The sequence below is a fragment of the Achromobacter spanius genome (assembly GCF_002812705.1).
In the GTDB taxonomy this organism is placed as follows: Bacteria; Pseudomonadota; Gammaproteobacteria; order Burkholderiales; family Burkholderiaceae_B; genus Achromobacter; species Achromobacter spanius.
Genome location: NZ_CP025030.1, coordinates 3,450,331 through 3,474,160, shown reverse-complemented (window position 1 = coordinate 3,474,160; position 23,830 = coordinate 3,450,331). Strand labels below are relative to the sequence as shown.

24 protein-coding genes and 1 pseudogene are annotated in these 23,830 nt (G+C 65.2%); 18 read left to right on the top strand and 7 right to left on the bottom strand.

The features are described 5' to 3' along the window. The first annotated feature begins 156 nt into the window (after positions 1-156). Entirely contained in the window at positions 157-912 is a 756-nt protein-coding gene (locus CVS48_RS15830; protein ID WP_100855264.1) for an SDR family oxidoreductase, read from the top strand. Between the two features lie 8 nt (positions 913-920). Here CVS48_RS15830 and CVS48_RS15825 read toward each other — a convergent pair whose 3' ends face one another. Both CVS48_RS15825 and CVS48_RS29230 read right to left on the bottom strand, forming a co-directional pair. After that, complete coding sequence (locus CVS48_RS15825; protein WP_100855263.1) at positions 921-3,020, bottom strand: TonB-dependent receptor; 2,100 nt, start codon at positions 3,018-3,020, stop codon at positions 921-923. 76 nt (positions 3,021-3,096) lie between these two features. After that, positions 3,097-3,273 (bottom strand): hypothetical protein, encoded by a 177-nt coding sequence (locus CVS48_RS29230; RefSeq protein WP_157814468.1) that lies wholly within the window; start codon positions 3,271-3,273, stop codon positions 3,097-3,099. Between the two features lie 134 nt (positions 3,274-3,407). Here CVS48_RS29230 and CVS48_RS15820 point away from each other — a divergent pair, with 134 nt between their 5' ends. Further along, entirely contained in the window at positions 3,408-4,292 is an 885-nt protein-coding gene (locus CVS48_RS15820; protein WP_100855262.1) for a crotonase/enoyl-CoA hydratase family protein, read from the top strand. 27 nt (positions 4,293-4,319) lie between these two features. Here CVS48_RS15820 and pdeR read toward each other — a convergent pair whose 3' ends face one another. Continuing rightward, positions 4,320-6,317 carry a cyclic di-GMP phosphodiesterase gene (gene pdeR, locus CVS48_RS15815; protein WP_100855261.1) on the bottom strand — a complete coding sequence of 666 codons (1,998 nt, stop codon included), beginning with the start codon at positions 6,315-6,317 and terminating at the stop codon, positions 4,320-4,322. A gap of 300 nt (positions 6,318-6,617) precedes the next feature. Next, positions 6,618-7,613, bottom strand: coding sequence for a Bug family tripartite tricarboxylate transporter substrate binding protein (locus tag CVS48_RS15810; protein WP_100855260.1), 996 nt, complete (start codon positions 7,611-7,613; stop codon positions 6,618-6,620). A gap of 222 nt (positions 7,614-7,835) precedes the next feature. Between CVS48_RS15810 and CVS48_RS15805 the strand changes: the two genes are divergently transcribed. Both CVS48_RS15805 and CVS48_RS15800 read left to right on the top strand, forming a co-directional pair. After that, positions 7,836-9,611 (top strand): IlvD/Edd family dehydratase, encoded by a 1,776-nt coding sequence (locus tag CVS48_RS15805; RefSeq protein ID WP_167401007.1) that lies wholly within the window; start codon positions 7,836-7,838, stop codon positions 9,609-9,611. 21 nt (positions 9,612-9,632) lie between these two features. Beyond that, entirely contained in the window at positions 9,633-10,316 is a 684-nt protein-coding gene (locus CVS48_RS15800; protein WP_167401006.1) for a GntR family transcriptional regulator, read from the top strand. 70 nt (positions 10,317-10,386) lie between these two features. On the opposite strand, the gene CVS48_RS15795 is transcribed toward CVS48_RS15800, so the two are convergent. The 3 genes from CVS48_RS15795 to CVS48_RS15785 form a co-directional block, all read right to left on the bottom strand. Beyond that, on the bottom strand, positions 10,387-10,833 hold the full coding sequence (locus tag CVS48_RS15795; RefSeq protein WP_100857686.1) for a PIN domain-containing protein: 447 nt from the start codon (positions 10,831-10,833) through the stop codon (positions 10,387-10,389). Beyond that, positions 10,817-11,053 carry an AbrB/MazE/SpoVT family DNA-binding domain-containing protein gene (locus CVS48_RS15790; protein ID WP_100855259.1) on the bottom strand — a complete coding sequence of 79 codons (237 nt, stop codon included), beginning with the start codon at positions 11,051-11,053 and terminating at the stop codon, positions 10,817-10,819. The genes CVS48_RS15795 and CVS48_RS15790 overlap by 17 nt, the downstream gene beginning before the upstream one ends. 99 nt (positions 11,054-11,152) lie before the next feature. Then, positions 11,153-12,061, bottom strand: coding sequence for a LysR family transcriptional regulator (locus CVS48_RS15785; RefSeq protein WP_100855258.1), 909 nt, complete (start codon positions 12,059-12,061; stop codon positions 11,153-11,155). 123 nt (positions 12,062-12,184) lie between these two features. Between CVS48_RS15785 and CVS48_RS15780 the strand changes: the two genes are divergently transcribed. From CVS48_RS15780 to CVS48_RS15715, 14 genes and pseudogenes are all read left to right on the top strand, one after another. After that, positions 12,185-13,147, top strand: coding sequence for a 3-hydroxyacyl-CoA dehydrogenase family protein (locus CVS48_RS15780; RefSeq protein WP_100855257.1), 963 nt, complete (start codon positions 12,185-12,187; stop codon positions 13,145-13,147). Then, positions 13,144-13,998, top strand: coding sequence for a beta-keto acid cleavage family enzyme (locus CVS48_RS15775; protein WP_100855256.1), 855 nt, complete (start codon positions 13,144-13,146; stop codon positions 13,996-13,998). Before CVS48_RS15780 ends, CVS48_RS15775 begins: the two co-directional genes overlap by 4 nt. A gap of 241 nt (positions 13,999-14,239) precedes the next feature. Continuing rightward, positions 14,240-14,398 carry a periplasmic nitrate reductase, NapE protein gene (gene napE / locus CVS48_RS15770; RefSeq protein ID WP_100855255.1) on the top strand — a complete coding sequence of 53 codons (159 nt, stop codon included), beginning with the start codon at positions 14,240-14,242 and terminating at the stop codon, positions 14,396-14,398. 23 nt (positions 14,399-14,421) lie between these two features. Continuing rightward, positions 14,422-14,739 carry a chaperone NapD gene (locus CVS48_RS15765; protein ID WP_100855254.1) on the top strand — a complete coding sequence of 106 codons (318 nt, stop codon included), beginning with the start codon at positions 14,422-14,424 and terminating at the stop codon, positions 14,737-14,739. Then, on the top strand, positions 14,723-17,218 hold the full coding sequence (gene napA, locus CVS48_RS15760) for a periplasmic nitrate reductase subunit alpha (RefSeq protein WP_100855253.1): 2,496 nt from the start codon (positions 14,723-14,725) through the stop codon (positions 17,216-17,218). Before CVS48_RS15765 ends, napA begins: the two co-directional genes overlap by 17 nt. Before the next feature lie 19 nt (positions 17,219-17,237). Then, positions 17,238-17,726: a nitrate reductase cytochrome c-type subunit gene (locus tag CVS48_RS15755; protein WP_100855252.1), complete on the top strand. Its 489-nt coding sequence runs from the start codon at positions 17,238-17,240 to the stop codon at positions 17,724-17,726. A 16-nt stretch (positions 17,727-17,742) separates the two neighbouring features. Beyond that, positions 17,743-18,396: a cytochrome c3 family protein gene (locus tag CVS48_RS15750; RefSeq protein ID WP_100855251.1), complete on the top strand. Its 654-nt coding sequence runs from the start codon at positions 17,743-17,745 to the stop codon at positions 18,394-18,396. Next, on the top strand, positions 18,383-19,072 hold the full coding sequence (ccmA, locus tag CVS48_RS15745; RefSeq protein WP_100855250.1) for a heme ABC exporter ATP-binding protein CcmA: 690 nt from the start codon (positions 18,383-18,385) through the stop codon (positions 19,070-19,072). The genes CVS48_RS15750 and ccmA overlap by 14 nt, the downstream gene beginning before the upstream one ends. Then, a complete protein-coding gene (gene ccmB, locus CVS48_RS15740) occupies positions 19,038-19,703 on the top strand; it encodes a heme exporter protein CcmB (RefSeq protein WP_100855249.1) in 666 nt (221 codons plus the stop codon). Before ccmA ends, ccmB begins: the two co-directional genes overlap by 35 nt. Before the next feature lie 8 nt (positions 19,704-19,711). Then, positions 19,712-20,488, top strand: a complete 777-nt coding sequence (gene ccmC / locus CVS48_RS15735; protein ID WP_242001262.1) for a heme ABC transporter permease CcmC — start codon at positions 19,712-19,714, stop codon at positions 20,486-20,488. Then, positions 20,485-20,667, top strand: a complete 183-nt coding sequence (gene ccmD, locus CVS48_RS15730; RefSeq protein ID WP_100855247.1) for a heme exporter protein CcmD — start codon at positions 20,485-20,487, stop codon at positions 20,665-20,667. Before ccmC ends, ccmD begins: the two co-directional genes overlap by 4 nt. Then, positions 20,664-21,104: pseudogene (gene ccmE / locus CVS48_RS15725) on the top strand (cytochrome c maturation protein CcmE); the annotation flags it as partial. The gene ccmD and the pseudogene ccmE, both read left to right, overlap by 4 nt. A gap of 140 nt (positions 21,105-21,244) precedes the next feature. Further along, positions 21,245-23,269, top strand: a complete 2,025-nt coding sequence (locus tag CVS48_RS15720; protein WP_100855246.1) for a heme lyase CcmF/NrfE family subunit — start codon at positions 21,245-21,247, stop codon at positions 23,267-23,269. Next, positions 23,266-23,787 carry a DsbE family thiol:disulfide interchange protein gene (locus CVS48_RS15715; RefSeq protein WP_100857685.1) on the top strand — a complete coding sequence of 174 codons (522 nt, stop codon included), beginning with the start codon at positions 23,266-23,268 and terminating at the stop codon, positions 23,785-23,787. The genes CVS48_RS15720 and CVS48_RS15715 overlap by 4 nt, the downstream gene beginning before the upstream one ends. The last annotated feature ends 43 nt before the right edge of the window (positions 23,788-23,830 follow it).

Here is a 23,830-nt window from a genome sequence, read left to right as displayed (position 1 = left end):
TTGGGTTTACGGCTGGGATGAGGGTTCGGATTGTTAATGCAAATGAAATTAACTTAGCGAATATAGGGTAATTATTTTCAGTTTGGAATAGTTCATGATTCGGTCCATGCAGTTTCGATTCCCTGTTTTGCCTTCCCCTTTCACTGGAGTCCCCCCATGAATACGCAAGCCCTTGATCACGCATCTCAACGCGTCGCCCTGGTTACCGGCGGGTCGCGCGGTATTGGCGCCGCCATCGTGCGCCGCCTGGCCCAGGACGGTTACGCCGTCGCCATCAATTACGCGGCCAGCGCCTCGCACGCCGAGGCCTTGGCCGACGAGATCCGCCAGGCCGGCGGCCGCGCCCTGGCGGTGCGTGCCGACGTGGCCAAGCCCGCCGAAGTGCGCGCGCTGTTCGACAAGGTGGAATCGGAATTGGGCCGCGTCAGCGCGCTGGTCAACAGCGCCGGCGTACTGAAGGTGCAGCCGCTGGCGCAGACCAGCGACGAGGACTACGACCAGACCTTCGACATCAATACCCGAGGCACCTTCAACACGCTGCGCGAAGCCGCCACGCGCCTTGCCGACGGCGGCAGCATCGTCAACGTGTCCAGCACCACCGTGGCGACCAACCTGCCGGGCTACGCCATCTACATCGCCAGCAAGGCCGCGGTGGAAAGCCTGACGCACGTGTTCGCCAAGGAATTGCGCGGGCGCCGCATCACGGTCAACGCCGTGGCGCCCGGCCCGGTGGCCACCGAGCTGTTCCTGAAGGGCAAGAGCCCCGAACTGATCGAGCACTTTGCCAAGATGCCGCCGTTGGAACGGCTGGGCCAGCCGGACGACATCTCGGGCATCGTGTCCTTCCTGGCCGGCCCCGACAGCGGCTGGGTCAATGGGCAGGTGCTGCGCGCCAATGGCGGCATGGCCTGAGCGCGGCGTTAGAACCGGTATTGCGCCGTGGCCACCACGGTGCGCGGCTCGCCCACCTGGATCTGCCCGGCGCTGGTGGCCGAGCCGTAGTAGGTCTTGTCGGTGATGTTGCGCATGGCCAGGCGCCAGTCCCACTTGCCGGTGCGATAACCCACCAGCGCGTCCCACCGCGCATAGCCCGGCAGCGTCGTCAGGTTGGTGTTGTCGGCGTAGCGTTCGCCCACGAAGGTCAGCCCGGTTTCGCCATACAGGCCTTCGGCCGGCTTGTAGGTCAGGAAGACGCTGCCGTTGCGCCGCGCCACGTTGCTGACGCGGTTGCCCGCCATGCCGTTGTTGTCTTCGATGATGGCGGCGTTTTGCAGGCCGATTCCGCCACGCAGATACCAGTTGCCCGTCAGCCGTCCGGCGGCGGTCAGCTCGATGCCGCGTGAACGCTGCTTGCCGGTCAGCAGCACCAGCGTCGGGTCATTGGGGTCGGTGGTGCGGCGGTTATAGAGTTCAAGCTGGTACAGCGACAGCGTGGTGCTCAGCTGCCCGTCCAGCCAATCGCTCTTGACGCCCACTTCCGTCTGGCGCGTGTGTTCCGGGTCCAGCTCGTTGGTGTTGCCGCGCGCGTTCGGCGTGATGCCGATGGTGCCGCCGCCCGTGGGTGAAAACGTCTTGCTGTACGACGCATAGAAAGAATGGTCGCGTAGCGGCGACCACACCAGGCCCACGCGCGGGCTGACGCCGCTGCTGTCGTGCGACGCCGAGGCATCCAGCAGGCGGTTGGTGGAATCGATGTTGAAGCGGTCCATGCGCACGCCCAGCAATACCTGCCAGGCGTCGTTCAGCCGGATCTGATCCTGCACGTAGTAGCCCTGGCTCTTGACCTTGTGGCGCGCATCGCTGCTGAGCGCCATGGCGCCGTTGTGCTGCCGGGACAAGTCCGGATCATAGAGATCCAGCGCCGGCACGGGCTGCGCGCCCGGCCCGCGCGTGGCGGCGGAATACAAGGTGGGCGACCTGTCCTGGTGGGCCAGTTCCACCCCGAACAGCACGCGGTGCTCGATGCTGCCCGTGCGGAACAGGCCTTCGGTTTCCAGGTTGTTGGTGATGTTGCGCGTGCTGAGGTCCTGCTGCCAGCGCGTGCGCGTGACCTTGCCGGTGGCGGCGTTGTAGCCCGTCAGGTAGGTGTTGTCGAAATCGCTGTCCAGCTTGAACACGCCCAGCGTGTAGCGCAGTTGCCAATCGGGCGCCAGCGTGTAGGCCAGGCGCGAGCGGAAGGATTGCGCGCGGTCGTCGATGTAGTCGCGGTCGGGGTCGCCGTAGACGGTGCTGCGGCCTACGTCGGCGGGCCGGCCGTTGACGCTGGGAATGCCGCGGTCGGGCGTGCGGTCGTAGCGGCTGTATTCGTACTGCACCAGCCAGTCCAGGTTGGGCGTGATGCGCCAGTTGATCGCGGGCGCCACTAGTTGGCGCGTGCCGCCGATCTTGTGGCGGAAGCTGTTGCTGTCTTCCTGGCCCACGTTCAGGCGCACGCTGACGTTATCGCTGGGGTCGGCGCTGAAGTCGCCGTACACGCTGCGCAAATCCCAACTGCCGGTCTGCGCTTCGATGCTGGATTCGCGGCCCGGCTGCGGCGCCTTGCTGACGCGGTTGACGATACCGCCCTGGCTGCCCCGTCCATACAGCACGGCGGCCGGCCCCTTCAGCACTTCGATGCGTTCAATGTTGTGCAGGTCGCGCACGTACTGGCTGTCGTCGCGGATGCCGTCCAGATAGAAATCATTACTGGCGTCAAAGCCGCGTATACGCACCGAGTCAAAGCGGGTGTCTTGCGCACTGGACACGTTGGGCATGCCCGACAGTGCGTCGCTGATCGCCGTGACGCCGTAGTTCTGCACGTTTTCGACCTTCACGGTGTCGATGGTCTGCGGCACGTAGCGGGCCGGCGTCTGCGTGCGCGTGGCGGTGGTGACTTCCGGCACACGCGGGTCGTCGGCGTTAGTGCCTTCGACACTGATGGCGGGCAATTGGGCGGTCTGCGCCAGTGCCTGCGGCAAGGCGGATGACAGGGCGAACGCTACCGCCAAAGAGAGGGAGCGTGGGACAAACGGCGGATGCATCGCAAGACCTTTACGTCGGTTCAGGAAAATGAAAGGCGCGATGCTATCGAGAATTGATTCTATTTACAAATGAGACTCAATCTTGTTGCAGTGCTGCAACATCCTCATCCGAACGCATGACGGCATGCGGACCGCAAGCGGTTTGGCGCCCTGCCCGCAAGGTCGCGAATTTGCGAGCTTGGTCATCCGTTGCGGCGATGCGCGTCTCGCCCGACAGGCCGAGACCTTGCATCGGTTGGCAGAACTTTTTCATTAATCACTCGGCGGTTCGACCTACGGCCAAGTCTGGCCAGTCGGACGAGGTTTGCATGAGACGGCACCCGGAAGCTCTGGTTTAGGCTGACCCGGCAGTACTCCGACTCACCTTGATCGATTGGACGAAAGCAAATGAATCAACTCATTCATACAGACTGCCACCCCTTCACCGCCGCGGGCAATATGAAGCAGATCTCGGCCTTTTATGAGGAGGGACGCCGAGTCATGTGGATGATGCTGCGCGCACAACCGCGGCCGTGCTTTAACCACGAACTCATCGACGAAATCATGACCCTGGCGCGCGCCGCCAAGGACTCGGGCCTGCCCATCGACTTCTGGGTCACCGGTTCGCTGGTGCCGCAGATCTACAACGTGGGCGGCGACTTGAATTTCTTCGCCGAAGCCATCCGCAACGGCAAGCGCGAAGCGCTGCGGGCCTATGCACGCGCTTGCGTGGACTGCGTGCACGCAGCCTCGCGCGGTTTCGACACCGGTGCGATCTCGTTGGCGATGATCGAGGGCACGGCGCTGGGCGGCGGCTTTGAAGCCGCGCTGGCGCACCACTTCGTGCTGGCGCAGAACAATGCGCGCATGGGCTTTCCGGAAATGGCGTTCAACCTGTTTCCGGGCATGGGCGGCTATTCGCTGGTGGCGCGCCGTTCGGGCATGAAGCTGGCTGAAGAGCTGATCAGCTCAGGCGAATCGCATACGGCGGAATGGTTCCACGGCAAGGGGCTGGTGGACACCCTGTTTGAACCGGGCGAGGCGTACCGCGCCACGCGCACCTTCATCGATGTGATGCGGCCCAAGCTCAACGGCATGCGCGCCATGCTGCGCGCCCGCCAGCGCGTGCTGAACCTGTCGCGTTCCGAACTGATGGACATCACCGAGGATTGGGTCGAGGCCGCGTTCTCGATCGACCCGAAAGACCGCGCCTACATGGAGCGCCTGGTGCTGGCGCAGAACCGCCGCAGCGCCGTCAGCAGCGAGGCCGTGCAGGAAGCCACCATGCACTGAGCGCGCCCCCGCATCGCGCGGGCTGCATCAGGCGATCAGATGCAGCCGGCGCCGCTGAGCCAGCCAGGCAACGAATTCAGTCGCGGGCATGGGCTTGGCGTACAGATAGCCTTGCTTGGCGTCCACGCCCAGCGTATCCAGGAAGGCGGTTTCCTCAAGCGTTTCCACGCCTTCCGCAATCACCTTCAATTCCAGCGTGCGCGCCACGGCCACGATGGCGCGGGCCAGCGCTTGCGACACCGGGTTCTCGTTCACGCCGCGCACAAAGCTGGCGTCCAGCTTGATGGCATCCAGCGGAATGCGCGCGAGTTGCGACAGCGACGAATAGCCGGTGCCGAAGTCGTCCAGGTGCACGCGCGCGCCCAATTGGCGGAACTGTTTGATGAGATCGATGGCGGCGTCCTCGTCATCGATCAGGCAGCTTTCCGTGAGCTCGATATCCAGCATGCAGGGCGCAAGCCCCGCATCGCCAATGGCGCGCATGAAGTCGCTGACCACGCCCTTGTCGTCCAACTGCCGCGCCGACATGTTGATGGCGATGCGGATGTTCAGGCCGTCGCGCTTCCAGGCCGCGGCCTGGCGCGCGGCTTCGCGCATCACCCACACGCCCAGCGGCGAGATCAGGCCCGACTCTTCGGCATAGGGAATGAAGGTGCCGGGGCAGACCATGCCACGATCGGGCGAGCGCCAGCGCAACAGCGCTTCGACGCTGTGGACTTCACCGGTGCGGCCCACCAGCTTGGGCTGGTAATACAGCATCAGGTGATTCTCGGACAAGGCCTTGCGCAGGTTCGTGTCCAGCCACACGTAGTCGGCGTTGCGGCGGTCCATGTCGGGCTGGAACACGCGGTAGGTATGCCGCCCTGCTTCCTTGGCCACATACATGGCGATGTCGGCGCTGCGCACCACACTGTCCAGGTCGGCGCCGTGGTCGGGGTACATGGCGATGCCGATCGAGCAACTGGTGTAGACCTCGATCAAGCCCTGGCGGAACGGCTCGCGCAGCCGTTCGATGATGCGTTCGGCAGTGGCTTCCAATTCCCAGGCCTGCGCCTGTTCCTGCAACACGATGAACTCATCGCCCCCCAGGCGGGCCAGCGTCTGGCCCGGCGACAGGCAGGTTGAAATCGCCACCGACACGGCCTTGAGCAGGCGGTCGCCGAAGCCGTGGCCATAGTGGTCGTTGATGCGCTTGAAGTTGTCCAGGTCCAGGAACAGCACGCCGCCGCGCCCGTCCTGCCCCGCCGTCAACGCCGCTTTCAGGCGCGACGTAATGGCATGCCGATTGGGCAGGTTGGTCAGCATGTCGGTATTGGCCAGCACGCGCAGCCGTTCCTGCGCCTGGCGTTCTTCGGTGATGTCGGTGCCCGAGCAGATCAGGTAGACACGCTTTTCACCGCTGCCGCTGGTGACGAACTTGTTGCGAAACAGGAAGAGCCGTGGGCCCTTGACCGTGTTGATGAGGCGCTCGACCTCATACGACTGGCCGCGTTTGTAGAATTCCGCGATATTGCGGCGCGAAGCAATGGCCTCTTCGCGCGTCATGAACATTTCGAACACGCTGCGCCCGACGATGTCTTGCTCGCGCTTGCCGGTGTATTCCTCGCTGAGCTTGTTGAAGCGCTGCACGCGGCCGTTCTGGTCCACGATGACGATTACCGAATTGGCTTCGGACACCACCGTCTCGGCAAACGACAGGCCTTCGACCAGGTCCTTCGCGACGGATTCGGTATCGGAATAGGCGGACGCGGTGCCGGCCCATTCGTTTGGGTTGATCTTGCGGCCCACCAGGTGCAAGCGCAGCAGATCGCCGTACAGCAAGATGTCGATGCGCACGCTGGAGGTAATCCCCGTCAGCGATCGAACCGTGTCTGCCTGATCCGGCCGCAGCGCCAATGCGATGTTGGTCGCCCCCTTGATGGCGGCCAACTGTATGGCGTCGCTATCGGCCGACAGACGCCAATAAGGGCTGTGCGTACCGAACTGCGTGTACAGGATCGACTTTTCGTCTTGATTCTCTGTCATCGTGGTATCCCCCCACTGTCCTAGGCTGGACCGCAAAGTACATTACGGCGTAGTCCGAACAGGGTCAATACCCGTTTGCGGTGCAACAAACCCTGTATTACGGATTATTGCAACGGCAGTCTGAACCGGCGGCGCACCCACCTGCTTCCCCGCGCCCTTTAGTGCGCCGGGTTCCCCTGCGACGAACGTCTTGTTGCGCGGCAGCTTTTGGCGTCGCACAAAAAATAACGCCGAAGACTTCGTTCGGAAATCTTCGGCGTGTGGCTTAAATGGTTCAGCCGAGAGGCGCAGCGATCAGGCTTACTCCGGCTTCACGCCGGCTTCGTCGATCACCTTGGTCCAGCGGGCGACTTCCGCCGACACCCGCTTGCTTGCATCGGCCGGCGTGGTCCAGGTGGCGATGGCGCCCTGGTTCAACAACGACGCCTTCACCTCTGGCTTGGCCAGGATCTTCTTCAACTCGCCATTCAAACGTTCGATTACCGGCGCCGGCGTATTGGCGGGCGCAACGATGCCGAACATGGAGCTGACCTCGAAATCCTTCAGGCCCGCCTCCGCCGCGGTCGGCACGTCGGGCAGCGCGTCCACGCGCGCGGGGGACGTCACCGCCAACGCGCGCAGCTTGCCCGCCTTGATGTTGCCCTGCGCGGCCGGCACGGTTTCGATCATGCTCAACACCTGGCCGCCCATCAGGTCGGTCATGGCGGGGCCGCTGCCCTTGTAGGGCACGTGCAGGATGTCGACGCCGGCGGCGCGCTTGAACATTTCGCCCGCCAGATGTTGCGGCGAACCGTTGCCGGCCGACGCCATGGTGATGTAGCCCGGCTTGGACTTGGCCAAGGCAATGAACTCGGACAAGGTCTTGGCCTGCACCGACGGGTTCACCACGAACACCAGCGGCACCGTGCCCACGATGGACACCGGCGCGAAGCTCTTTTCCACGTCATACGTGACGCGGCCACGGTACAAGGCGGCATTGATGGAGTGGCTGGTCAGCGCGCCCATCAGCAAGGTGTAGCCATCCGGCTGCGCCTTGGCGACCTGGTCGGCGCCAATGTTGCCCGCCGCGCCCGCGCGGTTTTCCACAATCACGGACTGGCCCAGCGCGCCCGTCAGTTCCTGCGCCAGCACGCGGCCGATCACATCGGTTGCGCCCCCGGGCGGGTACGGCACGATCAGGCGGATGGGCTTGTCCGGGTAGGCATCGGCGGACATGGCCGGGGCGGACACGCCGGCACACAAGGCCAGCAGGGATAGCAGGACGGCACGGCGCGGCCGCAGACGCAGGTCTGACATAAGGTCTCTCTCCAGCCGGGTTGAGTATAGGAATGGACGGACGCCCGGCTCGTCAACCGCGCCAGTTTAGGAGCGCGAACTTGATTGAAGAATCAGAATTTTTCTATCGACTGATCGTTAATTTCGATCAATGTTTACGCATGCATAAACCGCTTGCCGTCGCTTTCAAAGGCTGGATATGATCTTGGACCTGGATTATCAATAATATTATCGGGACTGAAAATGACGGACGAGACCAAGGGCGCCAAGCCCGCGATGGGCCCTTTTGATAGCGACAGTGCCACCGCGCAGGGCGTGGCGCGCGGGCTCACGAACTACGGCGACAAGGGCTTTTCGCTGTTCTTGCGCAAGGCGTTCATCAAGGGCGCCGGCTTGTCCGACGACGCCCTGGCCCGTCCGATCATCGGCATCGTCAACACCGGCAGCAGCTACAACCCCTGCCACGGCAACGCGCCGCAACTGATCGAAGCCGTCAAGCGCGGCGTCATGCTGGCCGGCGGCCTGCCCATGGACTTCCCGACCATTTCGGTGCACGAGAGCTTCTCGCAACCCACCAGCATGTACCTGCGCAACCTCATGTCCATGGACACCGAGGAAATGATCCGCGCGCAGCCCATGGACGCCGTGGTGCTGATCGGCGGCTGCGACAAGACCGTGCCCGCGCAATTGATGGGCGCGGCGTCCGCCGGCGTGCCCGCCATTCAATTGGTCACGGGGTCGATGCTGACCGGTTCGCACCGTGGCGAACGGGTCGGCGCCTGCACCGACTGCCGCCGCTACTGGGGCCGCTACCGCGCCGACGAGATCGACGCGCCCGAGATCGCCGACGTCAACAACCAGCTGGTCGCCAGCGTGGGCACCTGTTCGGTGATGGGCACGGCCAGCACCATGGCCTGCATCACCGAAGCGCTGGGCATGATGGTGGCGGGCGGCGCGTCCGCCCCGGCCGTCACCGCCGACCGCGTGCGCGTGGCCGAACGCACCGGCGCCACCGCCGTCGCCATGGCCGCGTCGCGCTTGACGCCCGACCAGATCATCAATGGCAAGTCCATTGAGAACGCCTTGCGCGTCCTGCTCTCGATTGGCGGGTCCACCAACGGCATCGTGCACCTGACCGCCATCGCCGGCCGCCTGGGTATCGACATCGATCTGGCGGGCCTGGACCGCATCAGCCGCGAAACCCCCGTGCTGGTCGACCTGAAGCCCTCGGGCCAGCACTACATGGAAGACTTCCACGACGCCGGCGGCATGCTGGCGTTGCTGCGCGAACTGCGCCCTTACCTGCACCTGGACGTGATGACCGTGTCCGGCCGCACGCTGGGCCAGGAACTGGACGACGCGCCCGCGCCCTTCAAGCAGGACGTGATCCGCACCGCCGAGCAACCGATCTACCCCGTGGGCGGCCTGGCTGTGTTGCGCGGCAATCTGGCGCCGGGCGGCGCCATCATCAAGCAGTCGGCCGCCAACCCCAAGCTGATGGAACACGAAGGCCGCGCCGTGGTGTTCGAAGACGCCGAGGACATGGCGCGCCGCATCGACGACGACGCGCTGGACGTAACCGCCGACGACATCCTGGTGCTCAAGCGCATCGGTCCGACCGGCGCGCCCGGCATGCCCGAAGCCGGCTACATGCCGATCCCCAAGAAGCTGGCGCGCGCGGGTGTGAAGGACATGGTCCGCATTTCAGACGGCCGCATGAGCGGCACGGCGGCCGGCACCATCGTGCTGCACGTCACGCCCGAATCCGCGATTGGCGGCCCGCTGGCTTACGTGCAGAATGGCGACCGCATCCGGCTGTCGGTGGCCAATCGGGAAATCGCGCTGCTGGTGGACGACGCCGAACTCGCGCGCCGCGCGGCGGAAAAGCCGATCACGCGACCGACCGCCGAGCGTGGCTACCGCAAGCTGTTCCTGCAAACCGTGACGCAGGCCGATCAGGGCGTTGATTTCGACTTCCTGCGCGCCGGCGTGACGCATGACACCGTGCCCAAGAAGTAAACCGACTCAAAGCAATCCGACATGAACGCCATCACGCCCGACGCCCTGCAAGCAGAGGCCCCCGACGCCACGCAATCCGCGGTGGCAGCCCTGGAAGAAGACATCGTCTTCGGCCGGCTGCACCCGCGCGAACGCCTGACCGAAGACGAGCTGATGGCGCGCTTTTCCATGAAGCGCCATGCCGTGCGGCAAGTATTGACCGGGCTTGAACTGCTGGGCGCGGTGGAAAAAAAGCGCAACGTCGGCGCCGTTGTGCGGACGTTTTCCGCGCGCGAAGTCATGGAGCTGTACGCGCTGCGCGAAGTGCTGGAAGTCCACGCCGCCAGCCAGATGCCGCTACCCGTTCCCGAAGCGCGGCTGGCGGCGTTGGTCATGGTGCAGCGCGAACACGACGCTGCCGTGGCCGACGGCGACGCGCGCCGCGTGTTCCGCAGCAATCAACGCTTTCACCGCGAATTCTTCGGCCTGCTGGACAACGCCGTGCTGGGCCAGGCGATTGAGGAATACGCCCGCCGCACCCACCCAATCCGCTTCGGCACCCTGGTCGCCCCCGCCTACCGTGAGCGCGCAAGACAGGAACACTGGGCCATGATCCAGGCGCTGCGCGCGGGCGACCGGGACGCGCTGATGGCGATCTGCCGGGATCATTTGCTGCCTTCAAGAGACGCCTATCTGGCGTCGGAGCAGACGCGGTTGCGGGCGTGAGGCCGCGGGCTTAAGGCTGTTTGGGCTTAAGTCAGCCAATGATTCGACACTAATGAGTAAAGAAATCGCTTCAAAAACCCGGCTCAGCCAAGCGCGAACGCTGTTGCGTAAACGGGTTGATAAGCGTGAGCCGCTGATCAATCGACATATCGGCCTGCATGTCTTCCGTGTAGAGAATCTGGCAGTCGACGGCCAACGCCGATGCCGCGATGCAAGCGTCATAGAACGACATTTGATAGCGTTCAGCCAATTGACGCGCCTTGTCGTGGACGTCAACAGTCAGTGGCACAACACGACAGAACATCCTGACCATTGCCAGAAACTCGTTAGTCTCTTCCCACTGTCTTTTCAGCTTGCGCACGCAGACATTCGTTACCTCATTCAGCACCTGGACGCTGATGAATGGCTTGCCTTTGAGCAGGACTTCAGCAATGTCGGCCCGGCGTGCATCGGCGCTCAGCAGATAGATCAGGATGTTGCTATCAAGAAAAACGCGCGCGTCACTTATCACGGCGATTCGCCTCGTCACGGTTAAAAACAAAGTCTGCCGGCAACATTCCGCGGAATTGACGCAGCTTCGCCAATACCCCTTCCTCGCCGGCCGTCTTGCGCACTTCGAAATGACGATCACCCTGAATGTGGATTTCGATATCGTCGCCCTCTTGCAGATTCAACGCATCAACCACGCTGGCGGGAAGACGCACGGCCAGACTATTTCCCCACTTGGCGACTCGCATATGAGCTCCTTTTTGGATATACACGAAAAATGTATATCCATGATACGCGAAGATGATCTTCCGCGACACGGGGTCGGCGTGGTCTTAGCCTGATATGCCTCACCGCCCCTGCAACGCCAGATACTCCTTCAACGTCCCCACCAACGCCGCCGCCGCCGGCGACAAGCTGCGATTGCGTGACGTGACCAAGCCAATCGACCGTTCCGCCACCGGCCCGATCAGCGGGCGTTGCACGATTCCCGTCTGCGCCACGGCGCCCGCCGCGATCTCGGGCAGTGCGGCCACGCCGAAACCGCATTCCACCATCGCCACGATGGTGGTCAGGTGTTCGGCTTCAAACGCGGGCGTGAAGCGGATGCGGTTTTGCAGAAACGCCCATTCCGTGTATTGCCGCACGCTGCTGGGTTGCACCATCGACACGTGCTCGGCCGAAGCGGTGTCGGCCCAGCGCAGCGGGCCACGGGACTTGGCCAGCGGATGCGACTCGGGGATCAGCAGCAGAAAGCTGTCGGACATCAGCGGCACATAGTGCAGGTCGGCGTGCTGCGGGTCGGCGGCGGTGAGCGCGAAGTCGACTTCGCCCGCGCGCACCAGATCGAAGGCCGGGCCCGACAAGGTGTCGCGCACTTTCAGGGCGACGTGCGGGTGCGCCTGGCGGTAGGTCATCAGCACGCGCGGCAGCAGGCGGGCGGCAAGCGAGGGCAGCGCGGCCACCGACACCTGCCCCTGCTCGGCGCTGGTGATGCTGCTGACCGCTGCGATGGCGTCGCGAAACGCCGCCTGCAAGGTGGCGGCCTGCTGCATGAAGACCTCGCCCGCCGCCGTCAGCCGCACGGTGCGCGTGGTGCGGTCAAACAGGCGCACGGCCAAGGCCTCTTCAATGCGCTGTATCTGCGTGGATAGCGCCGATTGCGACAAATGCAATTGCGCCGCCGCCTGCCGGAAATTCAGCGTACGGCCCAGCACCAGCGTGGTGTCAATGTCGCGCATCGAAAGGTTGATCTGCATGTCTCTACACCCGGGTCGTATTGATCTGTTTTGTCGATCATTCTATCCAAAAAATCTGATTCATCTATCAAACGCCCTTCTCTACACTCGCCCCCAACGACGATGCAATGACAGGAGCAAACCATGCAGACGGACGCAACAGCGCTGCCCAACCCGGGCGCGGCGCATGCAGTGGTGGTGGGCGGCGGCACGATGGGCGCGGACGTGGCGGTGGTGTTGACCCGCGCCGCCTGCCGCACCACCGTGATCGAATCGAACGCGGAACGCGCTTTGGGCCTGCCCGCGCGCGTGGCGGAAAATCTGAAGACCATCGGGCGCGAGGCGAACGCCCCGTTGCTGGCCACGGCCGCCAGCCTGGACGAGGTGGACTGGTCCACGGTGAACCTGGTCATCGAATGCATCCCCGAACGCCTGGACATCAAACAAGCATTGTTCGCGGACCTCGGGCAGCGTGCGCGCCCCGACGCCATTCTGGCAAGCAACAGCTCCAGCTTTCCGATCAGCGCCATCAGCCAGGGCCTGGACACGCGCGGCCGCATGCTGGGCCTGCATTTCTTCATGCCCGCGCATCTGGTGCCCTTGGTAGAAGTGGTGCTGGGCGAAGCCAGCGACAACGCCTGCGCCGATTCGCTGATTGCCTTCATGCGCCGCTGCGGCAGCGTGCCGGTGAAGGTCAAGCAGGACCTGCCGGGCTTTCTGGCCAACCGCTTGCAGCATGCGTTGTCGCGCGAGGCGTTTGACCTGATCGACCGTGGCATTGCGTCGCCGGAAGACGTGGACGCCGCCGTGCGCTTCGGCTTTGGCTTCCGCTTCCTGGCCGCCGGCCCCGTCATGCAGCGCGACCACGCCGGCATCGACGTGCACGCCGCGGCCGGCGCCACGATGTACCCCACGTTCTGCAACGCGGACCACCCCGCGCGCTGCCTGACCGAGCGCGCCGCCGACGGCCGCCATGGCATGAAGGCGGGCGAAGGCTTCTACGCCTGGACGCCCGAGACCATTGCGGCCGAACGCGCCCGCTACGACCGCCTGCTGCGAGCCGGCCTTGACCTTATCAACCCGGAATTGCCGGAGATCCAGCCTTGAACGCCCCTGCCCTGCCGCGCGCCGCGCTGGCCGACTCCCCCGTCATCATCACCGTGGCGCCCAACGGCGCCTACAAGAAGGCGGCCGACCATCCGGCCGTGCCGCTGACCGCCGACGATCTGGCGCGTGAAGCGCGCGCCTGCCTGGACGCGGGCGCCGGCATGATGCACATGCATGTGCGCAAGCCGGACGGCAGCCATCTGCTGGACGCTACCGCCTACCGCGACGCCCTGGCCGCCGTGGAACGCGCCGTGGGCCGCGAATTGCTGGTGCAGGTCACCAGCGAAGCAGCCAGCGTGTACAAGGCCGCCGAACAGATTGCGCTGGTGCGCGAATTGCAGCCGGAAGCCGTGTCGATCGGCCTGCGCGAGATTGCCGTGCCGGACATTCCGGAGACGGAACTGGCGGCGTTCCTGGCCTGGCTGGCCGAGCGCCGCATCATGACGCAGATCATCCTGTACGACGAAGGCGACGTGCGCCGCTGGCTGTCGCTGCGCGCGCGTGGGCTGGTGCCGCCGGGCGCGTGGTCGGTGCTGTTCGTGCTGGGCCGCTACAGCGCGGGCCAGACCTCGTCGGCGTATGACCTGCTGCCGTTCCTGGGTGCCTACGATCAGTCCTTGCCCTGGGCGGTATGCGCGTTCGGCCCCGAGGAAAACGCATGCGTCACGACGGCGGCGGCGTTTGGGGGCCACATGCGCGTGGGCTTTGAAAACAACCTGAAGCTGCGTGATGGAAGCGTCGCACCGGATAACGCGGCGCTGGTCCGCCAAGCGGCCGACGGCGCGCGCGCGCTGGGCCGCCCCATCGCCACGGCCGCCGACGCGCGCCGCATCTACGGCGCGATTGCCTGATTCAAACTCGCGTCAACGCCGATGGCGTGTCGCGTGCCGAATGCTAGGCCGGATCGATCCGGCCGACGCATCCGGCACGCTTTTTTATCGCCGCGCGATGTGCCGCACCATGGGCCGCGTTATTGCAGCGCCGCAAATTGTTTCGCCGTCATGCAACATTGACGCGATGTAAAAGCACTGCTAAAAACTTCGACATCCGCACGTTCAATGCAATACCCCAACTGTCAAAGTGAGGTGGTGTGTGCAAAACGAGTCTGATGGCTACACCAAGCCCCAGGAGCTGCGAAGTTTTCTGTTCCTGACGGCTGTCATGGCCCCCGTTCTTACGGTCATCATCGTGGCGGGCTACGGGTTCATCGTCTGGATCTATCAGCTGATCGCCGGCCCCCCGGGCAGCTGATGCCACGCGACGGAACCCCTTCCATGTCCGCGCTCTCCCCCAACGCGCCGCCTCCGGCGCCGCCCGAGCTGCACATCGCCAGTCTGGTTGTGCATGCCCTGCCCCACCGCTTGCCCGACGTGCGCGCCGCCATCCTGGCGATAGCGGGTTCGGACATCCATGGCGCGTCCGACACCGGCAAGCTGGTCGTCACGCTGGAAGCGCCCACCACCGACGACATGATGGCGCGGATCTCCGAGATTCAGCGCCTGGATGGCGTACTGGCTTCGGCGCTGGTCTATCAGCACGCCGACACGCTGGCCGCGATGAACGAGGAGATTGGCGATGTCCATGGCTCGTAGAGATTTCATCAAGCAGTCCGCCGCCGCGGCCGCCGCCACCGTGGCGGGCATACCCATCGTCGGCATGACGCAGAACATCGTGACCGAATCCGAGGCCGCCAAGCTCAAGTGGTCCAAGGCGCCCTGTAGGTTCTGCGGGACCGGCTGCGGCGTGAACGTCGCGGTAAAGGACAACCAGGTCGTGGCCACGCACGGCGATTTCAATGCCGATGTGAACAAGGGCCTGAACTGCGTAAAAGGCTATTTCCTGTCAAAGATCATGTACGGCAACGACCGGCTGACCACGCCGCTGCTGCGCATGAAAGACGGCAAGTACGCCAAGGACGGTGAATTCGCCCCGGTGTCGTGGGACCAGGCGTTTGACGTGATGGCCGAGCAGTTCAAGCGCGTCCTCAAAGACAAGGGGCCGACCGCCGTGGGCATGTTCGGCTCGGGCCAATGGACCATCTGGGAAGGCTACGCCGCGCTCAAGCTGATGAAGGCGGGCTTTCGGTCGAACAACCTGGACCCGAACGCGCGCCACTGCATGGCGTCGGCGGCGGTGGGCTTCATGCGCACCTTCGGCGCGGATGAGCCCATGGGCTGTTATGACGACATCGAGAACGCCGACGCCTTCGTGCTGTGGGGCTCGAACATGGCCGAGATGCACCCCATCCTGTGGACCCGCGTCACCGACCGCCGCCTGTCCGCGCCCAAGACGCGCGTGGTGGTGCTGTCCACCTTCGAACACCGCTCGTACGAGCTGGCCGACCTGACGCTGACCTTCACGCCGCAGACCGACCTGGCCATCCTGAACTACATCGCCAACTACATCATCCAGACCAAGCGGGTGAACCGCGACTTCGTCGACAAGCACACCGTATTCCACGAAGGCAATACCGACATCGGCTATGGCCTGCGCCCCGACCACCCCTTGCAAAAGGCCGCCAAGAACGCGGACAAGGCCGGCGGATCCAAGCCCATCACCTTCGATGAATTCGCCAAGTTCGTGTCGAAATACGATCTGGAATACACGTCCAAGCTGACGGGTGTTCCGCAAAAGCAGTTGCGTGATCTGGCCGAGCTATATGCCGACCCGAAGATCCGCGTGACGTCTTTCTGGACGATGGGTTTCAACCAGCACACGCGCGGCGTGTGGGCCAACAACATGGCCTACAACATCCACCTGTTGACCGGCAAGATCTCGACGCCGGGCAACAGCCCGTTCTCGCTGACGGGCCAGCCGTCGGCCTGTGGCACCGCGCGCGAAGTGGGCACGTTTTCGCATCGGCTGCCGGCCGACCTGGTGGTCACCAACCCCAAGCATCGGGCCCACGCGGAAGAGATCTGGCAACTGCCGGACGGCACCATCCCCGACAAGGTGGGCGCGCACGCGGTGTTGCAGAACCGCATGCTGAAGGACGGCACCATCAACGCCTATTGGGTGATGGTCAACAACAACATGCAGGCGGCCGCCAACCTGATGAACGAAGGGCTGCCCGGCTACCGCAACCCGGCCAACTTCATCGTGGTGTCGGATGCCTACCCCACGGTCACGACCATTTCGGCCGACCTGATCCTGCCCACCGCCATGTGGGTGGAAAAAGAAGGCGCTTACGGCAACGCCGAACGGCGCACGCAGTTCTGGCATCAACTGGTGAACGCGCCCGGCGACGCGCGCTCCGACCTGTGGCAGTTGATGGAATTTTCCAAGCGCTTCAAGGTGGAAGAAGTCTGGCCCGCCGACCTGCTGGCCAAGAAGCCGGAGTATCGCGGCAAGACCTTGTTTGACGTGCTGTACGCCAACGGCAAGGTCAACAAATTCCCCAACAGCGAATTGAACGCGGAATACGAAAACCATGAGGCCGAGGCGTTCGGCTTCTATGCGCAAAAGGGCCTGTTCGAGGAATACGCCGAGTTCGGCCGGGGCCATGGCCACGATCTGGCGCCGTTCGACACCTACCACGAGGTGCGCGGCCTGCGCTGGCCGGTGGTCAACGGCAAGGAAACCCTGTGGCGCTACCGCGAAGGCAGCGACCCCTACGTGAAGGCCGGCGCGGGCTTCGAGTTCTACGGCCACCCCGACGGCCGCGCCATCATCTATGCCCTGCCCTACGAACCGCCGCCGGAATCGCCCGACAAGGAATACCCCTTCTGGCTGTCCACCGGCCGCATCCTGGAACACTGGCATTCCGGGTCCATGACGCGCCGCGTGCCCGAGCTGTACCGCGCCTTTCCGAATGCCGTCTGTTTCATGCACCCGGACGACGCCCAGGCGATGGGCTTGCGACGCGGCGTGGAAGTCGAAATCGAATCGCGGCGCGGCAAGATGCGCACCCGGCTGGAAACGCGCGGGCGCAACAAGCCACCGCGCGGCCTGGTGTTCGTGCCCTGGTTCGACGCCGGCCAACTGATCAACAAGGTCACGCTGGACGCCACCGACCCGATCTCGTTCCAGACCGACTTCAAGAAGTGCGCGGTCCGGATCGTCAAGGTCTGAAGGCCTGGGGGAGACAGCCATGAACACGCGCACCGCCGCCATCGCCCTTGCACTCGTTGCGGGTTCCCTGTTGGGCTCGTCCGCCTGGGCCGCGCCGCCCTTCGAGGTCGAAGACCCCATGCGGGGGCCCACGCCCGTTGCCGACGAGACCACCCCGCCCCTGATCAGCCCCATCGAAAACAAAGACATCAAGCGGATGCGCACGTATTCGATGCAGCCGCCCACCATTCCGCACAAGATCGACGGCTATCAGATCGACAAGAATTACAACCGCTGCCTGGCCTGCCATGCGCGCGTGAACACCGAGGAAACCCAGGCGCCACCGCTAAGCGTCACGCACTACATGGACCGCGACAGCAATGTACTGGCCGAGGTGTCGCCACGCCGGTATTTCTGTGTGCAATGCCATGTGCCGCAAGCCGAGGCCAAGCCGCTGGTGTCCAATACCTATCAGGACATCGACGTAATCCTCAAGCGCCTGACCGCCCCGGCGACAGACAAGAAGTAAGGGACAGGACGCAGCCATGGTCAAGCTTCTAAAGCGCTACTGGAACATCATCCGCCGCCCCAGCGTGCATTTCAGCCTGGGCTTTCTGACGATAGGCGGTTTCATCGGCGGCATCCTGTTCTGGGGCGCCTTCAACACCGCGATGGAGCTGACCAACACCGAGAAGTTCTGCACCGGCTGCCACGAGATGCGCGACAACGTCTATGCGGAACTGAAAGGCACCATCCACTTCACCAACCGCTCGGGCGTGCGCGCACTGTGTTCGGACTGCCACGTGCCGCACAACTGGACGGACAAGATCGCGCGCAAGATGCAGGCGTCCAAGGAAGTCTGGGGCAAGATCTTCGGCACCATCGACACGCGCGAAAAATTCGTCGACAAGCGGCTGGAACTGGCCCAGCACGAATGGGCGCGCTTCAAGGCAAACGATTCGCTGGAATGCCGCAACTGCCACAACTACGAATACATGGACTTCACGCGCCAGAGCGTGCGCGCGCAGAACATGCATTCGACCTATCTGGCGGACAAGTCCAAGACTTGCATCGATTGTCACAAGGGCATCGCGCACACCTTGCCGCATATTCCGCCGGGGCAGACGTCCGATGCGACGCCGGCCGCCGGCACACCCAAGGAAATCGCCAAGGCGGGGCCAGCCAATGCGGCCCGCTGACGCGCCGCCGCCTCTACTTGCCGCCCACGGTCTGTGCTGCCCGCGTGGTGGTGCGCCGGGGCAAGGACTGGGCGCGTTGCACTTCGACCTGCACGCCGGCCAGCTGTTGCACTTGCACGGCGCCAATGGCAGCGGCAAGACCAGCGTGCTGCGCATGTTGGCCGGCTTGCTACGGCCGGTGGCGGGCTCGCTGCATGCCTTGGGCCGCGACGTGTCGCGCGACCCGTCGTCCTACTTCGCGCGCGTGGCGTATCTGGGCCACGCCAACGGGCTGTGCGCGGACCTGAGCGCATTGGAAAACCTGCGCTACAGCCTGCATGTGGCGGGCGCGCCGCAAGGCGATGGCGCCATCGATGCCGGACTGGCTGCCTGGCGCCTGCACGCCTGCCTGCATACCCCGGCGGCCCGCCTGTCGCAAGGGCAGGCGCGTCGGGTGGCGCTGGCGGCGGTGATGCTTAGCGGCAAGCCGTTATGGCTGCTGGACGAACCCGACGCGGGGCTGGACGCGGCCAGCCTCGAACAATTGTGGGCCGCGCTGGACGCGCACCTGGACGCTGGCGGCGCGGCGGTGGTGGCCTGCCATCGGCAACCCGTCACTGCCCCCGATCGCCTGCAAACCCTGAACATGGATGACTACGCGGATGCTGGCTACGCTGTCTCAGTTGGTGTTGCGTGACATCCGGCTGGCCTGGCGGCGGCCCGCCGACACGCTGGGCGCCACCCTGTTCTTCGTGGTGGCCGGATCGCTGTTTCCGCTGGCGGTCGGCCCCGACCCGGCGCTGCTGCGCGCCATCGGGCCGGGGGTGCTGTGGGTGTGCGCGCTGCTGGGCATCTTGCTGAGCCTGCACCGCCCGTTTACCCAAGACCACGATAACGGCGCGCTGGAGCAACTGCTGGTGTCGCCCCACCCACTGCCCCTGCTGGTGGGCGTGAAGCTGGCGGCGCACTGGTTCAGCGGCTGTGTGCCGCTGATTCTTGCCAGCCCCATCCTGGCATTGCAGTTTGATTTGCCGCCGCACGCCATCGGCGTCCTGGTCCTCTCCTTGCTGCTGGGTACCCCCACGCTGGCACTGGTGGGCGGCCTGGGCGCGGCGTTGACGCTGGGCCTGCGCGGCGCCGCGCTATTGCCCTTGCTGGTGTTGCCGCTGTATGTACCGGTGCTGATCTTCGGCGCGGGCGCGGTGTCGGCCACGCACGCCGGGCTGGGCGCGGGGCCACAACTGTCGCTGCTGGGCGCGTGCCTGTGCCTGGCGATTCTGCTCTGCCCCTGGAGCGCGTCCGCCGCGCTGCGCGTGGCGCTGGAATGAGAGGGCCCATGCACAAGCAACCTGGCTGGATGCGCTATGCCTCGCCCGCGCTGTTCTACCCGCTGGCCGGCCGATGGATTCCCGGGCTGGCGCTGGCCGCCGCCCTTTTTGCCGCCGCCGGCTTGTACGTGGGCCTGGTCGTCGCACCCGCGGACAGCCAGCAGGGCGAGGTCTATCGCATCCTGTTCATTCATGTGGCGGCCGCGTGGATGTCGATGTTCCTTTACCTGGTGATGGCGGCCTACGCCGCGCTGGGCCTGATCTACAACACGCGCCTGTCGTTCATGATGATGCGCGCGCTGGCGCCCACCGGTGCGCTCTTCACCTTCCTGACCTTGTGGACGGGCGCGCTCTGGGGCAAGCCAACCTGGGGCGCATGGTGGGTCTGGGACGCGCGGCTGACGTCCGAGTTGATCCTGCTGTTTCTGTACCTGGGGTTCATCGCCCTGCAAGCGGCCACTGACGACGTCCGCCGGGCCGACCGCAGTGGCGCCATCCTGCTGCTGGCCGGCGTGGTCAACGTGCCCATCATCTATTTTTCGGTGCGATGGTGGAGCACGCTGCATCAGGGCGCGTCCATCAACCTGACCACCGCGCCCAGCATGGCGCGCATCATGCTGACGGCCATGCTGCTGATGGTGGCGGCGTTCTGGCTGTACAGCGCGGCGGTGGCGCTGGCGCGCGTGCGCGGATTGATCGCGCAACGCGAACCGGGCGCCGTGCGTTCGGGCGTCAGGGGTAGCCATGACCACGCGGGCCAGCCCGGCCGCCAGGAGGCGCCATGAGTTGGGACGCACTGTTTTCGCTGCAAGGCCATGGCCCGTACATCCTGGGCGCCTATGGGGTGACGGTGGCGCTGATGGGCCTGGAAGTCTTTTTGCTGTGGCGTCGCGCGCGCGGGCGGTCCGGCTCACGCGCGTCGCGCGTATCGTCCGACCCGCGCGCGGAATCGGGGCGCCCATGAGCCCGCGCAAGCGTCGCGCATGGGCCACCGCGGGCGGGCTGGCGCTGCTGGCCCTGGCCACGGCGCTGGTGCTGAACGCGCTGCAATCGAACCTGGTGTTCTTCTTCAGCCCCAGCCAGATCGCCGCGAAAGAGGCCCCAACCAGCGGCAGCTTCCGCGTGGGCGGATTGGTCGAACAAGGCTCGGTGCGCCGCGAACCGGACGGCGTGACCTTGCGCTTCGTCGTGACCGATACCGCGCACACCGTGCAAGTCGCCTACCAGGGCCTGTTGCCGGACCTGTTCCGTGAAGGCAAGGGTGTGGTGGCGGCGGGCAAGCTGGACGCGGACGGCGTGTTCCGCGCCACGCAGGTGCTGGCCAAGCACGACGAAAATTACATGCCGCCCGAAGCCGCCGACGCGCTCAAGCGCGCGGCTGGCGCATCCGGTGGCCCGCTTGCGGTGACTGGCGACGCCGCTGGCGCACCTCGCCCTGCCGCAGGCAAACCTGGCTACGCGACCGCGGCATCAGGCAACGCCGCTGCCCCAACCGGCACGGCCGGCAACAAAGCGACCAACGCGTTGCCTCCGGAGGCCCGATGATTCCCGAGATAGGCCTGTTCAGCCTGATCCTGGCGTTGCTGGTCGCGTTGACGCAGGCCACGTTGCCGCTGATCGGCGCCGCCACCGGCTGGCAAGCGGGCCTGCGCGTGGCGCGGCCCGCCGCCGTGGGCCAGTTCTGTCTGACGACGCTGGCGTTTGGCTGCCTGGCCTGGTCGTTCGTCGACAACGACTTTTCGGTGTTGTACGTGGCGGGCAACTCGCACGCCGACCTGCCCGCCGCCTACCGCTTTGCCGCCGTGTGGGGCGGGCATGAAGGGTCGTTGTTGCTGTGGCTGTACCTGCTGACCGCCTGGACAGTGGCCGTCGCCGTCTTCAGCCGCCGCCTGCCTTTGGCTTTCACCGGGCGCGTGCTGGCGGTCATGGGCTGGATCAGCGTGGGCTTGTTGCTGTTCCTGCTGTTCCTGTCCAACCCGTTTGAACGGCTGATGCCGCCCGCCATGGCCGGCCGCGACCTGAACCCGCTGCTGCAGGACCCCGGCATGATCGTGCACCCGCCGATGCTGTACATGGGCTACGTGGGTTTTTCCGTGGCCTTCGCCTTTGCGATCGCGGCGCTGCTGTCGGGCGAGCTGGACGCGCTGTGGGCGCGCTGGGTGCGTCCGTGGACCTTGGCCGCGTGGACATTCCTGACCGTGGGCATCTTGCTGGGCAGCGCATGGGCCTATTACGTATTGGGCTGGGGCGGCTGGTGGTTCTGGGACCCGGTGGAGAACGCCTCGTTCATGCCCTGGCTGGCGGGCACCGCGCTGATCCATTCGCTGATCGTCACCGAGCGCCGGGGCGCGTTCCGCAGTTGGACGGTGCTGCTGGCCATCTGCACGTTTTCGCTCAGCATCCTGGGCACCTTCCTGGTCCGCTCCGGCGTGTTGACCTCGGTGCACGCCTTTGCGGTGGACCCCGGCCGGGGCCTGTACATCCTGGCGTTCATGACCGTGATCGTCGGCGGCTCATTGGTGCTGTACGCCTGGCGCGCGCCCTCGGTGGGCCTGGGCGGCGGCTTCTCGCTGCTGTCGCGCGAATCTCTGTTGCTGTCCAACAATGTCGTGCTAACGGTGGCGGCGGGCTCAGTGCTGTTGGGCACCCTGTACCCCGTGGTGCTCGACGTGTTGGACTGGGGCAAGATCTCCATCGGCCCGCCCTACTTTGAAGCGGTATTCGTACCGCTGATGACGCCCGCGATCTTCCTGATGGGCGTGGGGCCGGTTGCGCGCTGGAAGCAAGCCGAAGTACCCGACCTGGCGTGCAAGCTGCGCGCTGCGTTCGTCGTCAGTGTGTTGACCGCCGTGTTGCTGCCGCTGGCCATGCCGGGGCCGGCGCGCCTGGGCTCGCCGTTGGTCATGCTGGGGTTGTGGCTGGCCGCCTGGTCGGTGGCCGCCGCCGGCGCGCATGCGTGGCAACGACTGACCGACGGCGCCGACGGCCAATGGCTGCGCCGCCTTGGGCGGCAGCCACGCTCCTGGTACGGCATGCTGCTGGCGCACGCCGGCATCGGCGTCTTCATCGCGGGCGTCACCTTGGCCAACGGCTATGAAGTCAAACACGAAGTCCGCCTCGACCTGGGCGCCACCCAGGAAGCGGGCGGCTACCAGTTCACGTTTGCCGGCATCGCGCCCGCCACCGGCCCCAACTACAGCGCCCAGCGCGCCGAGTTCAAGGTCACGCGCAACGGCAAGCCGGTGGTGACGCTGTATCCCGAAAAGCGCCTGTACACCGTGCAGGACATGGCCTTGAGCCAGGCCGACATCGACAGCGGCCCCACGCGCGACCTCTTCGTGGCGCTGGGCGAACCGGTGGGCGAACCCGGGGGCAAGGTCGCCTGGACCGTGCGCATCCAGGTCAAGCCTTTCATGATGTGGATCTGGGCGGGTTGCGTGCTGATGGCGTTGGGCGGCTTGCTGGCTGCTGGCGACAAGCGCTATCGCCGCCAGCAGGAAGCCGCTGCGCGTCAGGCCCAGCCAGGCCTGGCCACGGCGCAGCGCCCGGCGCGGGAGGGCTACTGATGCGCTACGTGCTGCCGCTGGCCGTCTTCATGGCAATGGCCGTGTTCCTGGCGATGGGCCTGTCACGTGACCCGCGCGCCGTACCGTCCGCCATGATCGACAAGCCGGCCCCGCCCATCAACCTGCCGGTGCTGCAATCGCCGGGCGAACAACTGGACGTGCAAGCGCTGCGTGGGCAAGTGTGGTTGCTGAACGTATGGGCATCGTGGTGCGCGCCATGCCGGGAAGAATTACCGGTGCTGCGCGACGCTGCCCAGCGTCACGCCATCCCGCTGTACGGTTTGAACTACAAGGACAAGCCCGAAGACGCCGTCGCGTGGCTGGCGCGCAATGGCAACCCGTACGTGGCCTCGGCCAGCGACACGGACGGCCGCGTCGGCATCGAATATGGCGTCTACGGCGTGCCGGAAACCTTCGTCATCGACGGCGCCGGCCGCATCCGCCACAAGCATCTGGGCCTGATCACACCCGAGATTTTCCGCACGCGGATCCTGCCGATCATCGAGGCGCTGAAATGAGCGGGCGGTGGCGTCCGTTGACGCTGCGGCAGGCGTTGATGCC